10 protein-coding genes and 1 tRNA gene are annotated in these 17,087 nt (G+C 60.1%); 7 read left to right on the top strand and 4 right to left on the bottom strand.

The features are described from left to right. Window positions 1-129 precede the first annotated feature (129 nt). The 3 genes from I2I01_RS09950 to I2I01_RS09940 form a co-directional block, all read right to left on the bottom strand. The gene (locus I2I01_RS09950) at window positions 130-969 is read right to left on the bottom strand and encodes a maleylpyruvate isomerase N-terminal domain-containing protein (protein WP_196286285.1); all 840 of its coding nucleotides are present in this window, start codon (window positions 967-969) and stop codon (window positions 130-132) included. Between the two features lie 2 nt (window positions 970-971). After that, complete coding sequence (locus I2I01_RS09945) at window positions 972-1,919, bottom strand: SIMPL domain-containing protein (protein ID WP_196286284.1); 948 nt, start codon at window positions 1,917-1,919, stop codon at window positions 972-974. 117 nt (window positions 1,920-2,036) lie between these two features. Continuing rightward, a complete protein-coding gene (locus tag I2I01_RS09940; RefSeq protein ID WP_196286283.1) occupies window positions 2,037-3,176 on the bottom strand; it encodes a cystathionine gamma-synthase in 1,140 nt (379 codons plus the stop codon). A gap of 156 nt (window positions 3,177-3,332) precedes the next feature. On the opposite strand from I2I01_RS09940, the gene I2I01_RS09935 reads away from it, so the two are divergent. The 3 genes from I2I01_RS09935 to I2I01_RS09925 all read left to right on the top strand — a co-directional run bounded on the left by I2I01_RS09935 (window position 3,333) and on the right by I2I01_RS09925 (window position 5,283). Beyond that, on the top strand, window positions 3,333-4,289 hold the full coding sequence (locus tag I2I01_RS09935) for a DUF2167 domain-containing protein (RefSeq protein WP_196286282.1): 957 nt from the start codon (window positions 3,333-3,335) through the stop codon (window positions 4,287-4,289). 80 nt (window positions 4,290-4,369) lie between these two features. Next, on the top strand, window positions 4,370-5,107 hold the full coding sequence (locus tag I2I01_RS09930) for a TVP38/TMEM64 family protein (protein ID WP_196286281.1): 738 nt from the start codon (window positions 4,370-4,372) through the stop codon (window positions 5,105-5,107). A gap of 102 nt (window positions 5,108-5,209) precedes the next feature. Beyond that, window positions 5,210-5,283, top strand: a tRNA-Arg gene (locus I2I01_RS09925). A 101-nt stretch (window positions 5,284-5,384) separates the two neighbouring features. On the opposite strand, the gene I2I01_RS09920 is transcribed toward I2I01_RS09925, so the two are convergent. Next, complete coding sequence (locus I2I01_RS09920; protein WP_196286280.1) at window positions 5,385-9,044, bottom strand: hypothetical protein; 3,660 nt, start codon at window positions 9,042-9,044, stop codon at window positions 5,385-5,387. Window positions 9,045-9,331: 287 nt separating this feature from the next. Here I2I01_RS09920 and I2I01_RS09915 point away from each other — a divergent pair, with 287 nt between their 5' ends. The 4 genes from I2I01_RS09915 to I2I01_RS09900 all read left to right on the top strand — a co-directional run bounded on the left by I2I01_RS09915 (window position 9,332) and on the right by I2I01_RS09900 (window position 17,068). Continuing rightward, window positions 9,332-14,107 (top strand): DUF3320 domain-containing protein, encoded by a 4,776-nt coding sequence (locus tag I2I01_RS09915; RefSeq protein WP_196286279.1) that lies wholly within the window; start codon window positions 9,332-9,334, stop codon window positions 14,105-14,107. A gap of 675 nt (window positions 14,108-14,782) precedes the next feature. Next, window positions 14,783-15,091 (top strand): hypothetical protein, encoded by a 309-nt coding sequence (locus I2I01_RS09910; RefSeq protein ID WP_196286278.1) that lies wholly within the window; start codon window positions 14,783-14,785, stop codon window positions 15,089-15,091. Between the two features lie 309 nt (window positions 15,092-15,400). After that, on the top strand, window positions 15,401-15,709 hold the full coding sequence (locus tag I2I01_RS09905; protein ID WP_196286277.1) for a hypothetical protein: 309 nt from the start codon (window positions 15,401-15,403) through the stop codon (window positions 15,707-15,709). A gap of 399 nt (window positions 15,710-16,108) precedes the next feature. Continuing rightward, window positions 16,109-17,068, top strand: coding sequence for a hypothetical protein (locus I2I01_RS09900; RefSeq protein ID WP_196286276.1), 960 nt, complete (start codon window positions 16,109-16,111; stop codon window positions 17,066-17,068). Window positions 17,069-17,087 lie beyond the last annotated feature (19 nt).

Here is a 17,087-nt window from a genome sequence, read left to right as displayed (position 1 = left end):
ACAGAATTATGACTTAAACCCCCGCTCCCTGGCCAGGGTTGGGATTTAATGCAGTTTTAATTCAGGCTCAGCCCGATAATCTACCCACAAAGCCCAGCCTGCAAGCCCGCTGCACGCGGCGGCGGCCGCTCAGCCCATCACCGCCACTAGGCCCAGGGCGGCTTTGGCCAGCCGCTCCTCCCCCGCCAGCTGCACCAATGGCTCGGCCTGGGCGGCGCTCAGGCCCTTGGTGAAGAGCCGCCACGCCACTTCGGGCTCAAGAGAGATTTCGGCGGCGGGCGACGCGGCCGCGGGGGGCGCTAGGTGCCAGTTTTCGGCGGTTTTGAGCAACTCCCAGGTGCCGCCCGCGGCTGTTTGCACGCACATCCGCACTCGCGTGCCTGCCGGCGCCTCCACGGCGCGGTAGGCGTGCGGCAGGCCACGCATTAAGGTCTCGATGAACGGCCGAAACAGGGCCGGCGTCAGCAGGGGCGCGGTTTGGCCCACGGCTTCGCGGATTTGCTGCTGGTGATGCCATTTCTCGGTGTAGTCGCGGGCAATGTGAAACCAGTTCTTCGACTCCGTTTCGCCGGCCCAGGCCACCGGCCAGGCCGCCGGGCCCCACGGGTCCAGCGTGTGCAGGTAGGCCGTGTATTCGGCCCCCGACTGGGTCAGCCAGTCTACCAGCACGGCTGGGCTAAGGCGGCGCATGGCCCGCACCCAGTCGGCGTTCAGGCGGTTGAGGTAGGCCACCATGCCGGCGTAGCTGAAATCGTCGGGTGTTTCGCCGAAGTGGCCGTCGCGCAGCATAGAGAGCGTGCGCAGGTTACCATCGAGCAGGTGCGCGGCCACGTCTTTCACTGTCCAGAGCAGGGCCAGGGTGGGCCGCTGCCAATCCGCAGGCGTGAGGCTACGGAGCAGCTCCAGCAGCAGGCGGTCGAGCTCGGCGAAGAGCGGCAGCGTTTCGATAGGGGCGGCAGGCGGGCTCATCTTTATTTACGCAGCGTGTATTTCACCTGAATGGCCAGCGTGTACGTCACGGCTGGTTCTACCACTACCGGATTGATAACCCGGTCGAACCCATCGGCGCTGGGTGGGCTGTAGTAGTACGTGGTAAGCGCCCGCAGTCCCTTGTAATTGTAACCCTGGCGGTAATCGTAGTTAAAAGGCGTGGCAATTACCGCCTCATAGTTCTCGTATTGCCCGCCCGGCACATAAGACGTGAACTGCTCGGCGTAGGGCTGTGCCGATGGCCGCAACCGGGCCGCTGTCAGCAGCAAGTACTTGTCTTTTTTGCGCTTAATGACTTCCGCCGCCGCTTTGAACAGGTTGTCGTAGACCTCTTCGGGTTTGTTGACAATGTAATCCACCTTCACCAAGTCAAATACACTGTCGGCGGCCGCCGCCACGAGCATATCGTTGAGCAGGTTGATGCGCCGAAACGACACGACAATGTTGCGCGTCGACTCGAAGCCGCGCACGTACTCCTCGGCCTGGAAATTGATATAGGCATTGTTGTCCCGCTCCTTAACGGGCCGTAAGTCCTTGATTCGCTGCTGCGTGACAATGTCCGTGTAAACATCTTTCCCTTCGACTCCCAACTGCCGCAAGCGCCCGGTAAAACGCTGCACGCGAGCCGTCAGTCGTTTCTCTGCGGCACTTACCGTGGCTGCTTCCTGCCGCAGCCCAAACACGGCCACGTAGCTGTCGGCCCGCACGTGTTGCATCACATTAGCGCCCAGCACAAAGGTGCTATCGGTCAGAAACAGCCGGTCGGGCAACACGGTAGGCCGGCGGTTGTCGGTCTGCTCCTCCTGTTGGTAGCGGTAGCGGCGCGCATTGCCCGTCACTTGGTTGCCAGATACCTGAGCCTGCGCCAGCCCAGGCAGTGCCAGCAGTCCGAGTAATAACCTAGACCTATTAGTAGATTTCCAATTCATGTTGTTTGGCAAGGGCTTGGCTGAGGACGTAAAAATAACCGGCGGCATGCAAGCACGCCGCCGGCTTTTCGGCTACGGAGATGTCTGCGAGTGGCTAACACCCTTGGGGCCTCGCTCCTACCCTATTGCCTGGGCCAGGTCTTCAATCAGGTCCTCGGCATCTTCAATGCCCACGCTCAGGCGAATGAGCGAGTCGGAAAGGCCCGACTTGCGGCGCTGCTCGGCCGGGATGCTGGCGTGCGTCATGGTGGCGGGGTGGCCCGAGAGGCTTTCCACGCCGCCCAGGCTTTCGGCCAGGGTGAAGTACTTAAACTTCTCCAGCACGGCAATGGCATCCTCCTTCCGGTCGCCCTTGAGCACGAAGGAAATCATGCCGCCGAAGTCGCGCATCTGCTTGGCCGCCACGGCGTGGTTGGGGTGGTTTTCGAAGCCGGGCCAGTATACTTTCTCCACTTTGGGGTGCTGGCGCAGGTACTCGGCCACGGCGCGGCCGTTTTCGCAGTGGCGCTGCATGCGGATGTGCAGGGTTTTCAACCCGCGCAATACCAGGAAGCAGTCCTGGGGCCCGGGCGTGCCGCCGCAGGCGTTCTGGTAGAAGCTCAGACGCTGGTGCAGCTCGTCGTCGTTTACCACCAGGGCGCCCATCACCGTATCGGAGTGGCCAGCCATGTACTTCGTGAGCGAGTACATCACGATGTCGGCCCCCAGGTCCATGGGCGTTTGCAGGTAGGGCGTCGAGAAGGTGTTGTCCACGGCCAGCAGGGCGCCGCAGTCCTTGGCCACGGCCGCGGCGGCGGCAATGTCGATGACGTTGAGCAGCGGGTTGGTGGGCGTTTCCACCCAAATCAGCTTGGTTTTGTCGCTGGCCACGGCGCGCACGGCGGCCATGTCGTGCATGGGCACGAAGTGGAATTTGATGCCGAACGGCTCGTAAACTTTCGTGAACAGGCGGTAGGAGCCGCCGTAGAGGTCATTGGTCGAAATCACCTCGTCGCCGGGCTTCAGCAGCTTCATCACGCAGTCCATGGCGGCCATGCCGGAGGCGAAGGCTAGGCCGTGCTTGCCGTTGTCGAGCGCGGCCAGAGCATCCTGCAGCTGCGAGCGGGTGGGGTTGTGGGTGCGCGAGTACTCGAAGCCCTGATTTTTGCCGGGCGAGGTCTGCACGTAGGTCGAGGTCTGATAAATGGGCGTCATGATGGCCCCGGTGTGGGGGTCGGGGTGCACGCCGGCGTGAATGGCTTTGGTGGCGAATTTCATGGTGGGAGTTTTGGGAGGAATAAGGCCCCGCGGGCCGGCGGCAAAGGTCGTCGTTTAATCGGAAACCGACGGGCCGCCCAAACCGGCCGGCGTGCTTATCTTGCTACGTTGTTTTCATTCACCATTTTACCATTTTCTACTTTTGACTTCCTTTCTATGAAGAAAGCTTTACTCGTGCTGGCTACCCTGGCAGTGCACTTCACCGCCCAGGCGGCCCCCAAACCCCCGATGACGGCCGCCGACTCGGCTGCCCGCCGCACCTTCGTCATCGACTCGCTCAACAATTCGCTGCACTACCAGCAGGGCCACATCACGCTGCCCGGCGGCATCAGCGAGCTGGAAGTGCCCCGCGGTTTCCGCTACCTCGACTCGGCCCAGAGCCGCACGGTGCTCACGCGCTACTGGGGCAACCCCGACGGCAGCTCGCTGGGTATGCTCTTCCCGGAGAAAAGCAACCCGCTCGACGACGGCGCCTGGGCTTATGTCATTGAATACGACGGCTCGGGCCACGTGAAAGACGACGACGCCGACGACATCAACTACGACGACCTGCTGAAGGACATGCGCGAGGACATGGCCGAAGGCAACAAGGAGCGCACCGAAGCCGGCTACCCCGCCGTGACGCTGGTGGGCTGGGCCTCGCCGCCCTACTACGACAAAACCAACCACACCCTGCACTGGGCCAAAACCCTGCAGTTCGGCGAAGGCGCCGAGAACACGCTCAACTACAACGTGCGCATCCTGGGCCGCAAGGGCGTGCTCATCCTCAACGCCGTGGGCAAGCCCCAGGACCTGACCGCCATCAAGGCCAGCATCCCGGGCCTGCTTAGTGCCGTCTCGTTCAGCAAAGGCCAGGAGTACACCGATTTCAACCCCGGCCTCGACGAAGTAGCTGCCTACGGCATCGGCGGGCTCATTGCGGGCAAGGTGCTAGCCAAAGTGGGCTTGTTTGCGGTGCTGCTCAAGTTCTGGAAGCTGGGCCTGCTGGCCCTGAGTGGGGCCTGGGCGGGCATCAAGCGCTTCTTCACGGGCAAAGGCAAGCAGGAAGAGCTGGCACCCGCCGGCGGCCCCGCCCCCGACCCCGAAACTCCCAGCGAAACGCCGGAAGCCTAATTATCTCGGCGCGGCCGCGCTTTTCACCGTACTTGCAGGGCGAATCCTCGCTGCCACTGGGCGGGGGTTCGCCCTCTTTTATGTTCCGAGTGCTGCGCGAGCTTTTCCGAAAGAATTTTTCCACCCTGCTGCCCATGCTGCTGCTGGTGGTGGTGCCGCTGGTGGGCAGCTCGTCGCTCACCTGGGTGCTGGCCCGCAACCAGCAGCTGCTCGAAAACCTTACCACCGCCCAAAGCCTGCTCTACTTCGCGCTGGTGGGTGTGGCCATGGCCTTTTCGCTGGTCAACACCACGGCCGTGGTGCTCATCACGGGCTTTTACCTGGGCTGGAGCGGCTTTCCGGGCATGGTGGTGGCCTACGCGCTGTCGGCCCTTGTGGGCTACCAGATAGCCACCACCCTCGACCACGGCAAGATGACGGCCTTCATCAGCCACTTCCCCAAGGCCGACGCCGTAATGAAGGAGCTGAAAACCGAAAGCTGGCAGCTGATTTTCCTCACGCGGGTGTCACCCGTCACCCCATTTGCCCTCATGACGTTCGTGCTGGCCATCATGCGGGTGCGGCTGAAGCCGTTCCTGCTGGCCTCCATTGCGGGCATGCTGCCGCGCAGCCTGTTTTTCTACTGGCTCGGCACCAAGGCCAAGGACGTTTTCACGCTGCTGAAGGACCCCGGCACCGGCACCGCGGGCAAATTGCTGCTGCTGGCGCTGGTGGCCGCCTCGTTTTTCGGTCTCTACTACCTCTTCAACCAGGCCCTGAAACGCGCCCTGCACAAAAGCGCCGCCGCCAGCGCCGAAAAATCTTCGGCTGATTCTTAGCCACTTGCTGCCCCAGCCGCAATTTTCTTTCTGAAAAATGTGCGCACAGCTTGTGTAGCCGCTTTTTATCGTCTTACCTTTGTGCTCCCAACACGGGGAAATGGTTGCATAGCTCAATTGGATAGAGCATCTGACTACGAATCAGAAGGTTTAAGGTTCGACTCCTTATGCGACCACAGAAAAAGGCCCTCAGTTTCTTACTGAGGGCCTTTTTGCATTGTTGGGGTACAGCTTGGGGTACAAACCAGTGCTTTCACAGCCTCTTTTCTTTTTAGAATCAATTCAAATCTTGGTATAGGTCCGCCTCATCATCCTCGCGCTTGGCATCATTGCTATAACATTCTCCTAGGCGGCGAAGCACTGCTGCAGTAAGGGGCCAGTCAGTAGCCAATGAGGCAGCATCAACGTTGTATTGAGCAGCAATTTTTCTTTCTTGGTCACCCCCTGCATAGGCTGCACGCCAAGTAGGTCCCCGACCATTGCGCTTACCTATGCTGAAGCCGCGCTCGATGTTTTCGTTTCCGGTGGCTTCAAGGGCCGCCCGTACAATTTCGTGGGGCCAGATGCCGTCAGTGCCGTTCGGGGCAAAACTTAGCATCTGGCCAATTGCTTCTTCGCCGACGATGGCGCGGTCAATGGCAGCACACGCCTGCTGCACTGCTGCAATCCATTTGAGCAAATAGGCTTCGCTGGCCGTTCCGTTCGTACCCAAGCCCGGGATGGTGTTCCAGCTCCGAAGCAAGTGGTAGGCGTTGGCAGCCGTGGTTCCTTCAGCGGTGGGTGGGTCTGACCGGTCGTTGGAGTAGGTGTACATCCGCAGCACTTCAGCAAAGAAGTCAGGGCGAGCAGCTAACTCCCGGTAAAGCATCTTCGCCTGCGGCTCGTTTTGAGAATGGGCGGAAAGCAACGCAAATTCTAGGCGGACTACACGGATGGGGTCGGCATCGGGGGCATCGGCCAAAAGAGCTACCAATTCGACTAATTCATCGGCAGAGATACGAAGCTGTGGTTCGGCACCGCTGGGAAAACCTAGAGCTTGCTCCAATGCGGTTGTGAGGTCGTCAATAGGCACTGTAACTTCAGGATACAGATGGACCACGTGGACCGCGGCAAGTGGGCGACCGTGACGTAGAAAAGCAGCAAAGGCTTGCGGCGCACCTGCCGTCTGAACACCGTAGGGGGAAGCAAGCAACCAATAGTGCCTTTCGGTTTCAGGGCCCAACTCGGCCGCGAGTGCCCAAGTAGTGAATGTATTGGGAAAGGTATCGAGCCAAGCGGCTTGCTGAGCAGGCGCCCATACCCTTTGCAATCGGCGTACTTCTGCCGTAGCCCATACCCATGGGTCGGCATGAGTGAGACGGTAATCAATGCCGAAGCCGTGAGCAAATAGGTATTCGCGCCGTTCCGCGCTTCCTAAAAACCTTACCAGCAGATGGTCCTTCTGGTTGTCGGTCAGGTCGGCCCTTCCACCTAGTCTGCAACCCAGTGATTGCGGGTCTTCTACGGTGTAAAGCAACTGCACAACCTCCTCAAGGCTTATTTCGGCCAGGAGTGCATCAAGGGCGGCGTCGCGGGCAGCATTGATTTTGATGGAATACTCGTCGAGGCTGCGCTTGTATCGCTCCCCTGACAGCAGCGTGGGCCAATGGGCAAAGAGCCAGGCGTAGCGGTTGGCCGGCTCTAGTGGTAGTAGCGCGTGGTAAGTCGCTTCCAATTGCTGTAACTCATCGGAAGAAAAATCGGCCTCGCGTTTGGTGAGCGAGCGTTGAAGATGAATGGCCGAGCGGAGCTCTTTGCTTAACGCCAAGCGGTCTTCTTCTGTAACGGCGAGCGTTGCTAACTGGTGGAGTTGCTGGATGGCGAGGCTACGTTGCCGGGGGAATAAATGCCTAATGTTGGCAACTAACCCTACCCAGCGGGTGAGGTCGGTTCCGGCTGCTTGCACTACTCGGATGGAAACGGCCTCCTGGGCAGCGTAGAGGGCCGCGTAGGTGATGCTGTTTGGGCGTTCGGCAGGGGCCCAATCGCGCCAAGCAGGCCGCTTGGTTCCGAAACTGGTAGTATGGCCCAGAGGCAGCAGGTGAATCAGCAGCGCCCATCCGACTTCGGGAGTATTCCGTATGAGGCCATCAAGGGCGGTCATCTGCTGGGAAAGGTCGGCGGTGGTATGTGGGAGCCAAGGTAAAAAAATCTCGCGCAAGCTATTTTTTGGGCGGTTGGAGGTGGTGCCTCCGGGGTCAAGTTGGGCAAGGCGAGCAAGCGAGCGGGTAGCCTGGGACAGGTATTGAGGTGACCAGGCCAGCAGTTCGAGCGCCCACAGCAAGCCGGCATGTTCGGAGGATTTGTAGAGCAGGCCGGGCTTTTCCTCGAACAACTCCTGAATAGGCGGAGGTGTACCGCGCAGGCCGGTGGCAATACCTGCAAGTAGTTCATCGGGGGCAGCTTCGGCCAGCTGGGGCAGGTAATTAGCAAGCGAAGGCCAAACGTGGGGCCGCTGGTTGGCGCGATTTAATAACTCGTGCACAACTTGGCGTACCATGGAAGCGATGGCAGCAGAGGCAGCATCCTCCGCACTCAAAAAGGCCAAGGTGTCGGCTACTTCACGACGAAGCTGATAGGAATTGGGGCTAGAAAAGCCGTAAAGGTTTGCCCACAGCTGCTGCTCGGCCGGCAACTGGTAGCGCGGGAGCGGAGTGCCCAGGATTTGAAGCGCGGCTACAGCAAAGCGGTCGAGCAGGTCAGGGGTATGAAAATGGGCTAGCAACGCCCAGACATCGGCTTTGTCTACGACATACCACGTAGTAGCAACAAGGCGAACTGGTGGCTCTGGAAGGTTGGCGAAATGGAGGAGTTGGCTGCGCACTTGGTCGTATGGCAAGTTTGCAAGTGCAGCAATGACTGCTTTATCAGCAGCGGCCTGCTGCTCGTTTTCGTTCCAAGCGCCTGTGAAGGCAGCAGCTAGTAATACAGGTGCATTGGCAGCGATGGCCCAAACCGGGGCAGTGGTACTAAGGGAGTTGAGAGAGCGGTGGCGGCGAAAAGCAGCGAGGCTGCGACGGGCAATGCCTGCCAGGGCTTCGGCGCGGGCTGTTGGGATGCCGGCAGAGTGTAAAGAAGCAGAGGCAGCTTCGCGGGTGAGGCGAGGCAGCTGGCGGGCGCGGCCAGTAGCATCGGTACGGTCAAGGGCAAGGAAGACGTGGTGGCCTTGGCGGACGGCATTGGCCACGGCCTGGTCGTCGCGGAAGAGCGGAATGAGAAGAAGCGCCTGGCCGGTGTTCGTTAGCTCCTGCCAGGCGCCAGCCGATTCCACAACGATGGCACGGGCCAGAACCGCCGTGCGCTCGGCTTCTGATAAAGCCAAGACGGCAGCGGCTAAAAAGGCAACGGCTTCTTGGCGGGTATCGGCTACTAGTGGAAACGTTGGTGTAGGATTGGTGAGCCATGAGTGAACGGCTTCGCAGTCGGCATCGCGGCCAGACAACAGAAACTTGTCAGGCACAGCGGGGGTAGTCATGGCGGCCCAATCACGCCAAAAGTTTTCTAGGTCCTGCACACCTACGGGCTGCTTATGCAAGAGCCGCGAGAGCCAGATGTGTGTAGCCGGAGCATCAGTAAGCCAAGTGACAAGGTCGTCGGCATCGTAGGCCCGGACATCGCGCCATTTGCCCTCGTTGCGTCGCGCATTGGCCCACTTTTTTCGTTGCCCCCAGCGGCGGGGAGTACAAAAAATGAAGGTTGAATCAGCCGTCACCAAACCTAAGGGGTCGAGGGTGCGGGTGTCGTAGTCGCGTTCGGCTTTACCTTTTTGGGCTTTGTCCGTACCAAGCTCCCAGCCGATGGGGCCAGCAGGGACATAGGGGGTAGCCGCATCGGCTGTGGTGAGGCCGTCCCAGCCTTCAAGTTGCACTCCCTCGGCCGATGGAAAACTGAGTCCCATAAGTGTAGTGGTGCGTATAAGGCGTCGCATCAGTTCCGGGAAGGTAGCTTTTCCTTCAAGTAGACTGGCCCAACGGTCTAGGTCAGTGGCCGTGGCCAGTAAGGCATGGAGCATAGAGAGTTACGGTAGCAGTTATAAAACCATTCCGGCAGATTAAAGGCCCATTTAAAGGTGGCTCTCAATTATTGAAATAACGAGTAAATTTTGGCCATTATTAGTAAGTTGCACGGCTATTGAAGCTGAAAAATAATGCTTCAACTAACCATCTCTTTTTTCAACAGCTCTGTATGATTTCTTCTCTACCCGAGGAGCAACTTTCGCTCGCCGCCCGCCTAGAGGCTTCCCGTCAAGAATTATTGGACTTGGGCTTGCGCAACCCGCTGCTCAACTTTCGACTATCCAAAGCCCAAGGAGTAGCAGTAGTTCGGGAAGAAGCTGCTCCGGCGTACGATGTCTTGGTAAAACAAGGCAAGACGATGTATTTCCAGGCCGCACCAGAGTCAAAGAAAAAAGCTGCTGCGACTAACTCTCTTTTCGAGGCCACTAGTCTAGAAGCAATAGAAAGCGATGTACTCCCACCGGAACCCAATACGCTCACCGAGGCCGAACGGCAGGCATTGTTGACGGATAATAAGTTACAAACCGCCGAGCCGCTCGCGAAGCTGGAGAGCCGTCTGCTCAACACCTACTACACGGCGCGGACCAGCCTGGAAGAGCAAGGGGTGAACATTCTATACCTAGCGTTAGGGATGCTCACCTGGTATGAGTCAGAAAGCAGCGAAGAAGCCCGCCAAGCGCCGCTGGTACTGGTGCCGGTGCTGCTGGAGCGCGGCACTGCCGCCGAACGATTCAAGCTGCGGCATACCGGCGCCGAAGTGGAGGGCAACCTGTCCTTACAGGCCAAGCTGAAGGCCAGTTTCGGCCTCGCACTGCCCCTCCCCGACCTGGACGAGGAAGGTAACCTGGCCACTTATTACGCCGCCGTTCGCGAAGCCGTAGCAAGTTTTACGCGCTGGCGGGTAGAGGAAGACAGCATTGCCCTGAGTTTCTTCTCGTTCGGCAAGTTCATGCTGTACCGGGACCTGGACCCCACGACCTGGCCGGCCGGTGAGGGATTGTTGGAGCATCCGGCCATCGGGGCGCTGCTAGGCCGGGATACGGGTTTCCGCGACGCAGCGCCCTCGGTCAATGACACGGCCTTTCTGGACAATGAAAGCCCGGCGGCGGAACTACACCAAGTGTTAGATGCCGATTCGTCACAGCTGCTGGCGCTGCTTGCCGTGCACGAGGGCCGCAACCTCGTCATCCAAGGACCTCCTGGTACCGGCAAGTCGCAGACCATTGCCAATTTGTTGGCCGAAGCCATCGGCGCGGGCAAAAAGGTGCTGTTCGTGGCCGAAAAGATGGCGGCCCTTGAAGTGGTGAAGCGCCGCCTAGATGCGCTGGGCTTGGGCGCAGCCTGCTTAGAACTGCACAGCCACAAAGCCAACAAGAAGGCGTTGCACGACGAACTGCGCCACACGCTGAGCTTGGGGCGTCCCGCCACAGCCGCCGTAGTGGCCGACCAGATGGCCCAACTCCCACGCTACCGCCAGTCCCTAAACGACTACGCTCTGGCCGTAAACGCGCCGCTAGGCCGCAGTCGTCGCACTGCCCAGCAGGTAACAGGCGAATTACTGCGGCTCAATGAGGAGCGCGGTTCGGTGGCGCTGCCGCGCATCGCCTTTGCCCGGTTGAGCAGTTGGACGGATGCCGACGCGGCTCATGCTGAAGCCCTGGCCACCCGTCTGCAAGCCACCTTGCAGAAAACGGGCGTGCCTAAAAACTTGCTCTTTTGGGGCAGCGAACTGACGGTGCTCTTACCGGCCGCCCAAGATGCCCTAGTGGTGCAATTGCGCGACGCCCAGGCGGCGGTACAGGCCCTAGAAACTGCCGCAACCATCTTGGCAAGGCACTTAGGGCTGCCGGTCCCCGAGGAGCGAACGGCGGCCGAAGCCTTATTGCCAGCTGCCCGCCATGCGCAGTTGGCCCCCCCACTGATGGGTGCAGCCGTCGCCGATGCAGCGTGGGCGCACCAAGGAAGCCGCCTAGCCGAGGTGCTACAAGCCGGCGAGGCATACGCGGCGCTGCATCAGCAATATGATACCACGCTGCTGCCCGAAGCCTGGAGCCAGCAATTGTTCCCGGAGCGGGCCGCCTTGCTGGCCTATGGCGACAAGTGGTGGAAGTTCCTGAGCGGCGATTACCGGCGCGCCCGCAAGCGGCTGCAAAGCATTTGGCAAACGACCTTGCCCGACGAGGCGGCGGCTGTGGTCACGGTAATTGACGCCATCCACGAGGCCAGCCGACATAGCCAAACCGTTGCGGAGGCCACGGCACTGACCGGCCCATTATTTGGTACGGCTTGGCAAGGCTTGCGCTCGGACTGGGCGACGCTCCGCCGCGTGACTGATTATCTGACGGTAACGCACCAGCGCATCAGCCGCAACGAGTTGCCGGAGGCGCTTGTGGGCTACCTCGCCCAAGCCACTGCTTCTGACGCCGTGGCCAGCCCTTTAGCATCTTTAGAAGCAGCATTGGCCCAGCAACGCACCGCTGTGCAGGGCCTAGCCGATGCCCTCCGCCTAAACGAAGCCCGCCGCTTTGGCCCTAACGGCCGGTTGCAATTCCAGGTATTCGACTTGCAGCGGGCCACGCTAAGCGCCTGGGCCGACGATTTGCCGGCCTTGCGCCTAGTGACGGAATGGAACAACGTGGCCGCCAGTGTCCAGACGGAACAGCTACCCGAATTGCTCCTGCTGGCCGAAAGCTGGTCAGAAGCAGCCCGTTTTCTAGCCGCTGCCGTGCGCCAAACCTGGCTGGAATACCTCCAACAGTTGGCCTACGAGCGGCACCCGGCCTTGCGCCAGTTTGAGCGTGCGGGGCACGAGGAGCTGGCCACCCGTTTCCGTCAGGCCGACCGCGATAGCCTCTACCACAACCGCGTGCGGGCCATGCAGAACCACCACGCCCAACTGCCCAACCCGCAGGCCGGTGGGCAAATGCTCGTCATCAAGAACGAATTTGCGAAGAAGACCCGGCACCTGCCCTTGCGCAAGCTCATGCGGGAAGCGGGCCGGGCCGTGCAGGCCATCAAGCCGGTGTTTATGATGTCGCCGCTGTCCGTGGCGAGCTTTCTGCCACCGGGCGCGGTGGAGTTTGATTTGGTCGTGTTCGACGAAGCCAGCCAGGTGAAGCCCGTCGATGCCTTGGGCGCTGTGGCTCGGGGCAAGCAATTGGTCGTCGTGGGCGACTCCAAGCAGTTGCCGCCCACCAGCTTCTTTGACTCGCTCACGGGGGCGGGCGAGGACGCCGACGAAGAAAACGTGACCGCCGATATCCAAAGCATTCTGGAGTTGTGCAAAGCCCGCCAGATGCCGGAGCGTATGCTGCGCTGGCATTACCGCAGCCTGCACCAGTCGCTGATTGCCGCGTCCAACCACCTGTTTTACGAGGACAAGCTGGTCATTTTCCCCAGCCCCGGCGGCAAGGGCCAATTGGGCCTCGTGTACCATCACTTGCCTGACACGCACTACGAGCGTGGCACCACGCGAACCAATCCACTGGAGGCGGCAGCCGTGGCCGATGCCGTGCTGCACCATGCCCGTACCACACCCAAGCTCACACTAGGCGTGGTGGCCTTCAGCACGGCCCAGCGCCAGGCTATTCAGGATGCGCTAGAAATTCGCCGCAAGCAGCACCCCGAAACGGAAGCCTTTTTCAATCGCCACGCCCACGAGCCCTTCTTTATCAAGAACCTGGAAAACGTGCAGGGCGACGAGCGGGACGTGATTCTCATCAGCGTCGGTTACGGCCGCACCAAGGACGGCTACCTTACCATGAGCTTTGGGCCACTCAACGGCGAAGGCGGCGAGCGTCGCCTTAACGTGCTCATCACCCGTGCCAAGCAACGCTGCGAAGTGTTTACCAACTTGACGGCCGACGACCTCGACCTCAACCGCACGCGGGCCAAGGGGGTAGCAGCGCTCAAAACCTTCCTCAATTTTGCGCAACACGGCCGTCTGAACCAGAACGAGGAAACGGGCCGGGAAATGGAGTCGCCGTTTGAAGAAGCCGTCTACCGGGCTCTCACGGCCCGAGGCTACCAGATACGCCCCCAAATTGGCAGCCAGGGGTTCTACATCGACCTAGCCGTAGTGGACCCCGACCAGCCGGGCCGATACGTACTCGGCATTGAGTGCGACGGCGCCATGTACCATTCAGCCCGCTCGGCCCGTGACCGGGACCGGCTGCGCCAACAGGTACTCGAAGCCGTGGGCTGGCGTCTGCACCGCATCTGGAGCACCGATTGGTTCCGCGACCCCGCCCGAGAAACGGAGCGCGCCGTGGCCGCGATTGAAGAAGCTCGCCGGCTCCTCGCCCTTGACCAACCCGATGAGCCAGAAGTAGAACCAGCCGCTGCACTGGAGGGTGGCTTAGAGCGTGAAGAACCCACCGCCTCTGAGGTCACAGCAGCTTTGCCCTACCAGGTAGCCCAATTGCCGGCCGCCATTCGGCAGTTGGAATTGCATCAACACCCCACTGGCCGTCTGTCCGCTTGGGTAGCGGAAGTAGTAGCCGTGGAAAGTCCTGTTCACGCAGATGAAGTAACACGCCGATTAGCTTCTGCCACCGGGGCCACCCAGGTGGGTTCCCGCATACGTGCCAGTGTCGCTGAGGCGATTCGACTGGCAGGCAAGATGGGCAGCGTCCGGCAGCAGGGCGACTTTCTGTGGGCCCCAACCATGCCGCCTTCCGCTGCTCCCCTACGTGAGCGCAGTACCTTGCCGGCCATTTCGCGCAAACTCACCTTTATTGCCCCCGAGGAATTGGCGGCGTCCGTACTTACGGTGGTGCGGGACAGCTTCGCCATAGAGAGGGAAGCAGTGGCCCTTCCAGCGACCCGCCTGTTGGGCTTTAGCCGCCCAAGCGAAGAACAGAGGCAGGTTTTTGCAGCAACTATTGACCGGCTGGTAGCCGAGCAAAAACTAACCGAAACCAGTGGGATTTTAAAGCCATTATAGTTTGAGGTGAGAGCTATTGCAGCGTCATGCGGGTGGTAACGTCCTCGCAATCCCTACTATAATATTGGCGCTTGAAATCTGTCCTCGCGGGAGCGTGTGTCGTTAGCTTTTATTAAGTCTGGGGCTGTTCCGTATTTAGTTGCGAGCTGTTTCCTGGAGAAAGCAGGCGAAATGTTCTGTCTGCCTTAGACCTCGGGGAACGACCTTAATCCAGTCCAGTGCTCGAAGTCATATGCTAATGGGCGCAATCTCTGCGCTATGTTGTGCGAATTGATAGAAAACCTGCGTTTCTGGCCGCGTAAGGGTATTACAGTCATTCTTGTTAAGAACAGCCGGGGTTGTTTTCGCTGGGTTTAACCTGGCCCGCCTCCCCAAATTACCTCCTGAGCAGCGAATTGGCAAACAGAACAAGTCTCGCTACTCTAGTTGTACCCGGTCTGGCAATTGTGTTTCTTTTCGTTTTACCCTCCCCGCCCGTTACAGAATAGCTCCTAAGGTGTAGGTACTTTAACTGTCGTGCCTTCCTTTTGAGGAAAGTGCTGACATTTCGGTGGCGTAAGCGTTGAAGCTCTGCGCCAGGTAGGAATAATGCGTCGAAACCGCCGTTTTCCTGAACGCAAGTTCAGGGAGGCCGACCAACCCAGTGGACACGGCCACCCGCGCGGGTGCTGGCCTATGTTTCTTCCATATATTAGCCCGCCGGAAGGACTCACCTTTCTGCTTTTGCCGCCCCGCTATATGCCCCTGCTCCAGTTCTACGCCCATCTGTTGTTCCGGGCAGCCGCGCTGCTCACGGCGGGGCTCGCCCTGGTCTGCCTCGCGGTCATCAACGTGCTGGGTGGGGCCCTGCCGGGGGTGGAGCTGAACGAACTGGTGGCCCGCGCGGCGACGGCGTTGCACCGCGACGCCGGCCGGCTGCTGGCTTTGGCCCGGGCCCGCCACGCCCCAGAGCCCACCGTTTCCAGGTCCGGCGACGCTGAATAAGCCCGGGGATGGCTTCCCCCGAAAAGCCGCTGCCCCTGCCGGGCCGTCGCGGCTTTTTGGCGGGGTTTTGTTCTTATACTCCCCCAAAAATGAGGCACTGGGGCCCGTTCATTGCCAGGAAAGAGCTTATTAGCCTACCCGTAGAGACCAGAGCGAAGGTAGCATTAGCGCGACCAGTCGGCTAAGATATTCTTCCGTTCACCGAACTGGCAGCCGAACCGGCGCGGAACCGGTGACCGATTTAGAGCCGATGCGGCGCCGAACCGGTGACGGCAACGGCACTTGCTCATTGGACCGTTTGCGTAAACTATGATATACGCTGACTTGAACTCGTTCTTCGAAATGGATGTGGCCTGTGCGTTAGGCAAACAGCGATTACTTGAGGAGATTGCTGCCGGCCAAGATGCACTCGACACCATCTTCGACGTGGATTACAACGTGTACCGGTTGGTTATCCGCTTTCATGACAACCACGTCGAGTTCTGGGATGCCATCAGGGCCGCGTTGGAAGACGGACAAGAGCCCGACACAACGACTCTGGAAGCTTTCCAAAAAGCCGTTGAAGCCTACGTTCCCGGTACCATTCGGGCAGAGTTTATGTCAAATAGCGCGGCATGACGACAGCCTTGCAGCCGACGACCAGCGCATGTGATAACAATCCTTCAATCGAACGGAGCGCGTCTGCCATCGGGCCCTTTTAGCAGAAAAAATTCGACCAAGCTGTTCCATCTGTAAGCAGAAGGCACATACCAGCGTATAGATGAAACCAGTAACAAGCAGCATTTGAATGACTTCGGCCATGTCCTATTTGGGTCAGTTCAGCGGTGATTTGGGCGAGTTGGTGCACATGGGGCTGGCGTCGGGAGAAAGGACGGGCGAGCTTGCGGTCTCATCCTCTTTAGACAGCTAGCAATGGGCGTCCAAACACGCATATCTGGTTCTAGAAATCGTCATGCGCGCAACCGTTGTTTTCGTCATCACCTGCCAAAAGGGCTGGCCCTGAGCCTGGTGGCCTGTTTGGGAAGTTCCCGGGTTGGGCTGGCACAGCCTAGCGTCCCGCGCCTGACGCCCGCGCTGCCGGTCGACAGCGCCCGGCCGGTCTACCCCGCGCCCATGCTGCGGCCGCTGGTTATCCAGTCGGGCCTGCTGCCGGCGCGCCGCATCACAACCGAACACGAGGGCCGCTCGGCCGATAGGGAAGCATCCCCAGGGCATCAACTGCGCGTGGTGGGGGTAGCCCCCTTGCTCATCACTACGCCGGTGGTGCTGCTGGCCGGCGTCAATTACTTGCGCGAGCAGGGAAGCTATAGAAGGGCGGCGGACGCAAACGGGGAAAGCGGCTCCTACACCTACGTGCGGGAAGATTTATCCTTCTCTCTGACGGCCGTGCGACAGGACTCGCTGCTGCAACGGCCGGTGACGTACCTGGCCTCGGTCACGGGGGCGAGCCGCCGCTTCGACTGGCCCGAGAAGTTTGTTGGGGGCCTCACGGCCTTGCTCACGCTCCGCCGCACCCCCGAAACGAAGCTCAGCGCCGGCCTGACGGTGCAGTTGAATCCGTCCGTAAAAATACCGATAAGTCCCGTGGTTTCCTACTGGCATCGCTTCGGGCAGAGTGCCTGGGAGGTTGACGCGCTGCTGCCGTTGCGGGCCCACCTGCGCCGCCCCTTGCTGGCTAACAAGTGCTGGCTTTCCGTGGGCACGGAGGTGATGAGCACCCATTCGTTTGGTGCCGGCACCGTTCCAGGATTCAGCAGCACCTTTGAAGCCAACAGCCTTTCGCTGCAAACCGGGGCCCTGTTTGAGTACGCCGTCAACCCTTATTTTATGTTGGGCATCCGGGGCGGGCTCGATACGCCGGTTTCCATGTGGGTGGCGGCGAAGAACTCCAGCCGGGTGCTCGTCGAAGCGGAGGCTGAAAACGCCGCCTACGTGGGGCTCACCATGTCGGTAACGGTGCCGGCCCGGAAACGCTGAGTTACCGGCCTTGCGGACA

It is taken from the genome of Hymenobacter properus (assembly GCF_015694735.1).
GTDB classification, from domain to species: Bacteria; Bacteroidota; Bacteroidia; order Cytophagales; family Hymenobacteraceae; genus Hymenobacter; species Hymenobacter properus.
The sequence above is the reverse complement of the archived record's forward strand: the minus strand, read 5'-3'. Positions and strand labels throughout refer to the sequence as shown.

Coding starts and splice junctions, on each gene's coding strand:
- I2I01_RS09915 (WP_196286279.1), top strand. CDS start 9,332: ATGATTTCTTCTCTACCCGAGGAGCAACTTTCGCTCGCCGCCCGCCTA.
- I2I01_RS09930 (WP_196286281.1), top strand. CDS start 4,370: ATGTTCCGAGTGCTGCGCGAGCTTTTCCGAAAGAATTTTTCCACCCTG.
- I2I01_RS09950 (WP_196286285.1), bottom strand. CDS start 969: ATGAGCCCGCCTGCCGCCCCTATCGAAACGCTGCCGCTCTTCGCCGAG.
- I2I01_RS09905 (WP_196286277.1), top strand. CDS start 15,401: ATGATATACGCTGACTTGAACTCGTTCTTCGAAATGGATGTGGCCTGT.
- I2I01_RS09910 (WP_196286278.1), top strand. CDS start 14,783: ATGTTTCTTCCATATATTAGCCCGCCGGAAGGACTCACCTTTCTGCTT.
- I2I01_RS09945 (WP_196286284.1), bottom strand. CDS start 1,919: ATGAATTGGAAATCTACTAATAGGTCTAGGTTATTACTCGGACTGCTG.
- I2I01_RS09940 (WP_196286283.1), bottom strand. CDS start 3,176: ATGAAATTCGCCACCAAAGCCATTCACGCCGGCGTGCACCCCGACCCC.
- I2I01_RS09920 (WP_196286280.1), bottom strand. CDS start 9,044: ATGGGACTCAGTTTTCCATCGGCCGAGGGAGTGCAACTTGAAGGCTGG.
- I2I01_RS09935 (WP_196286282.1), top strand. CDS start 3,333: ATGAAGAAAGCTTTACTCGTGCTGGCTACCCTGGCAGTGCACTTCACC.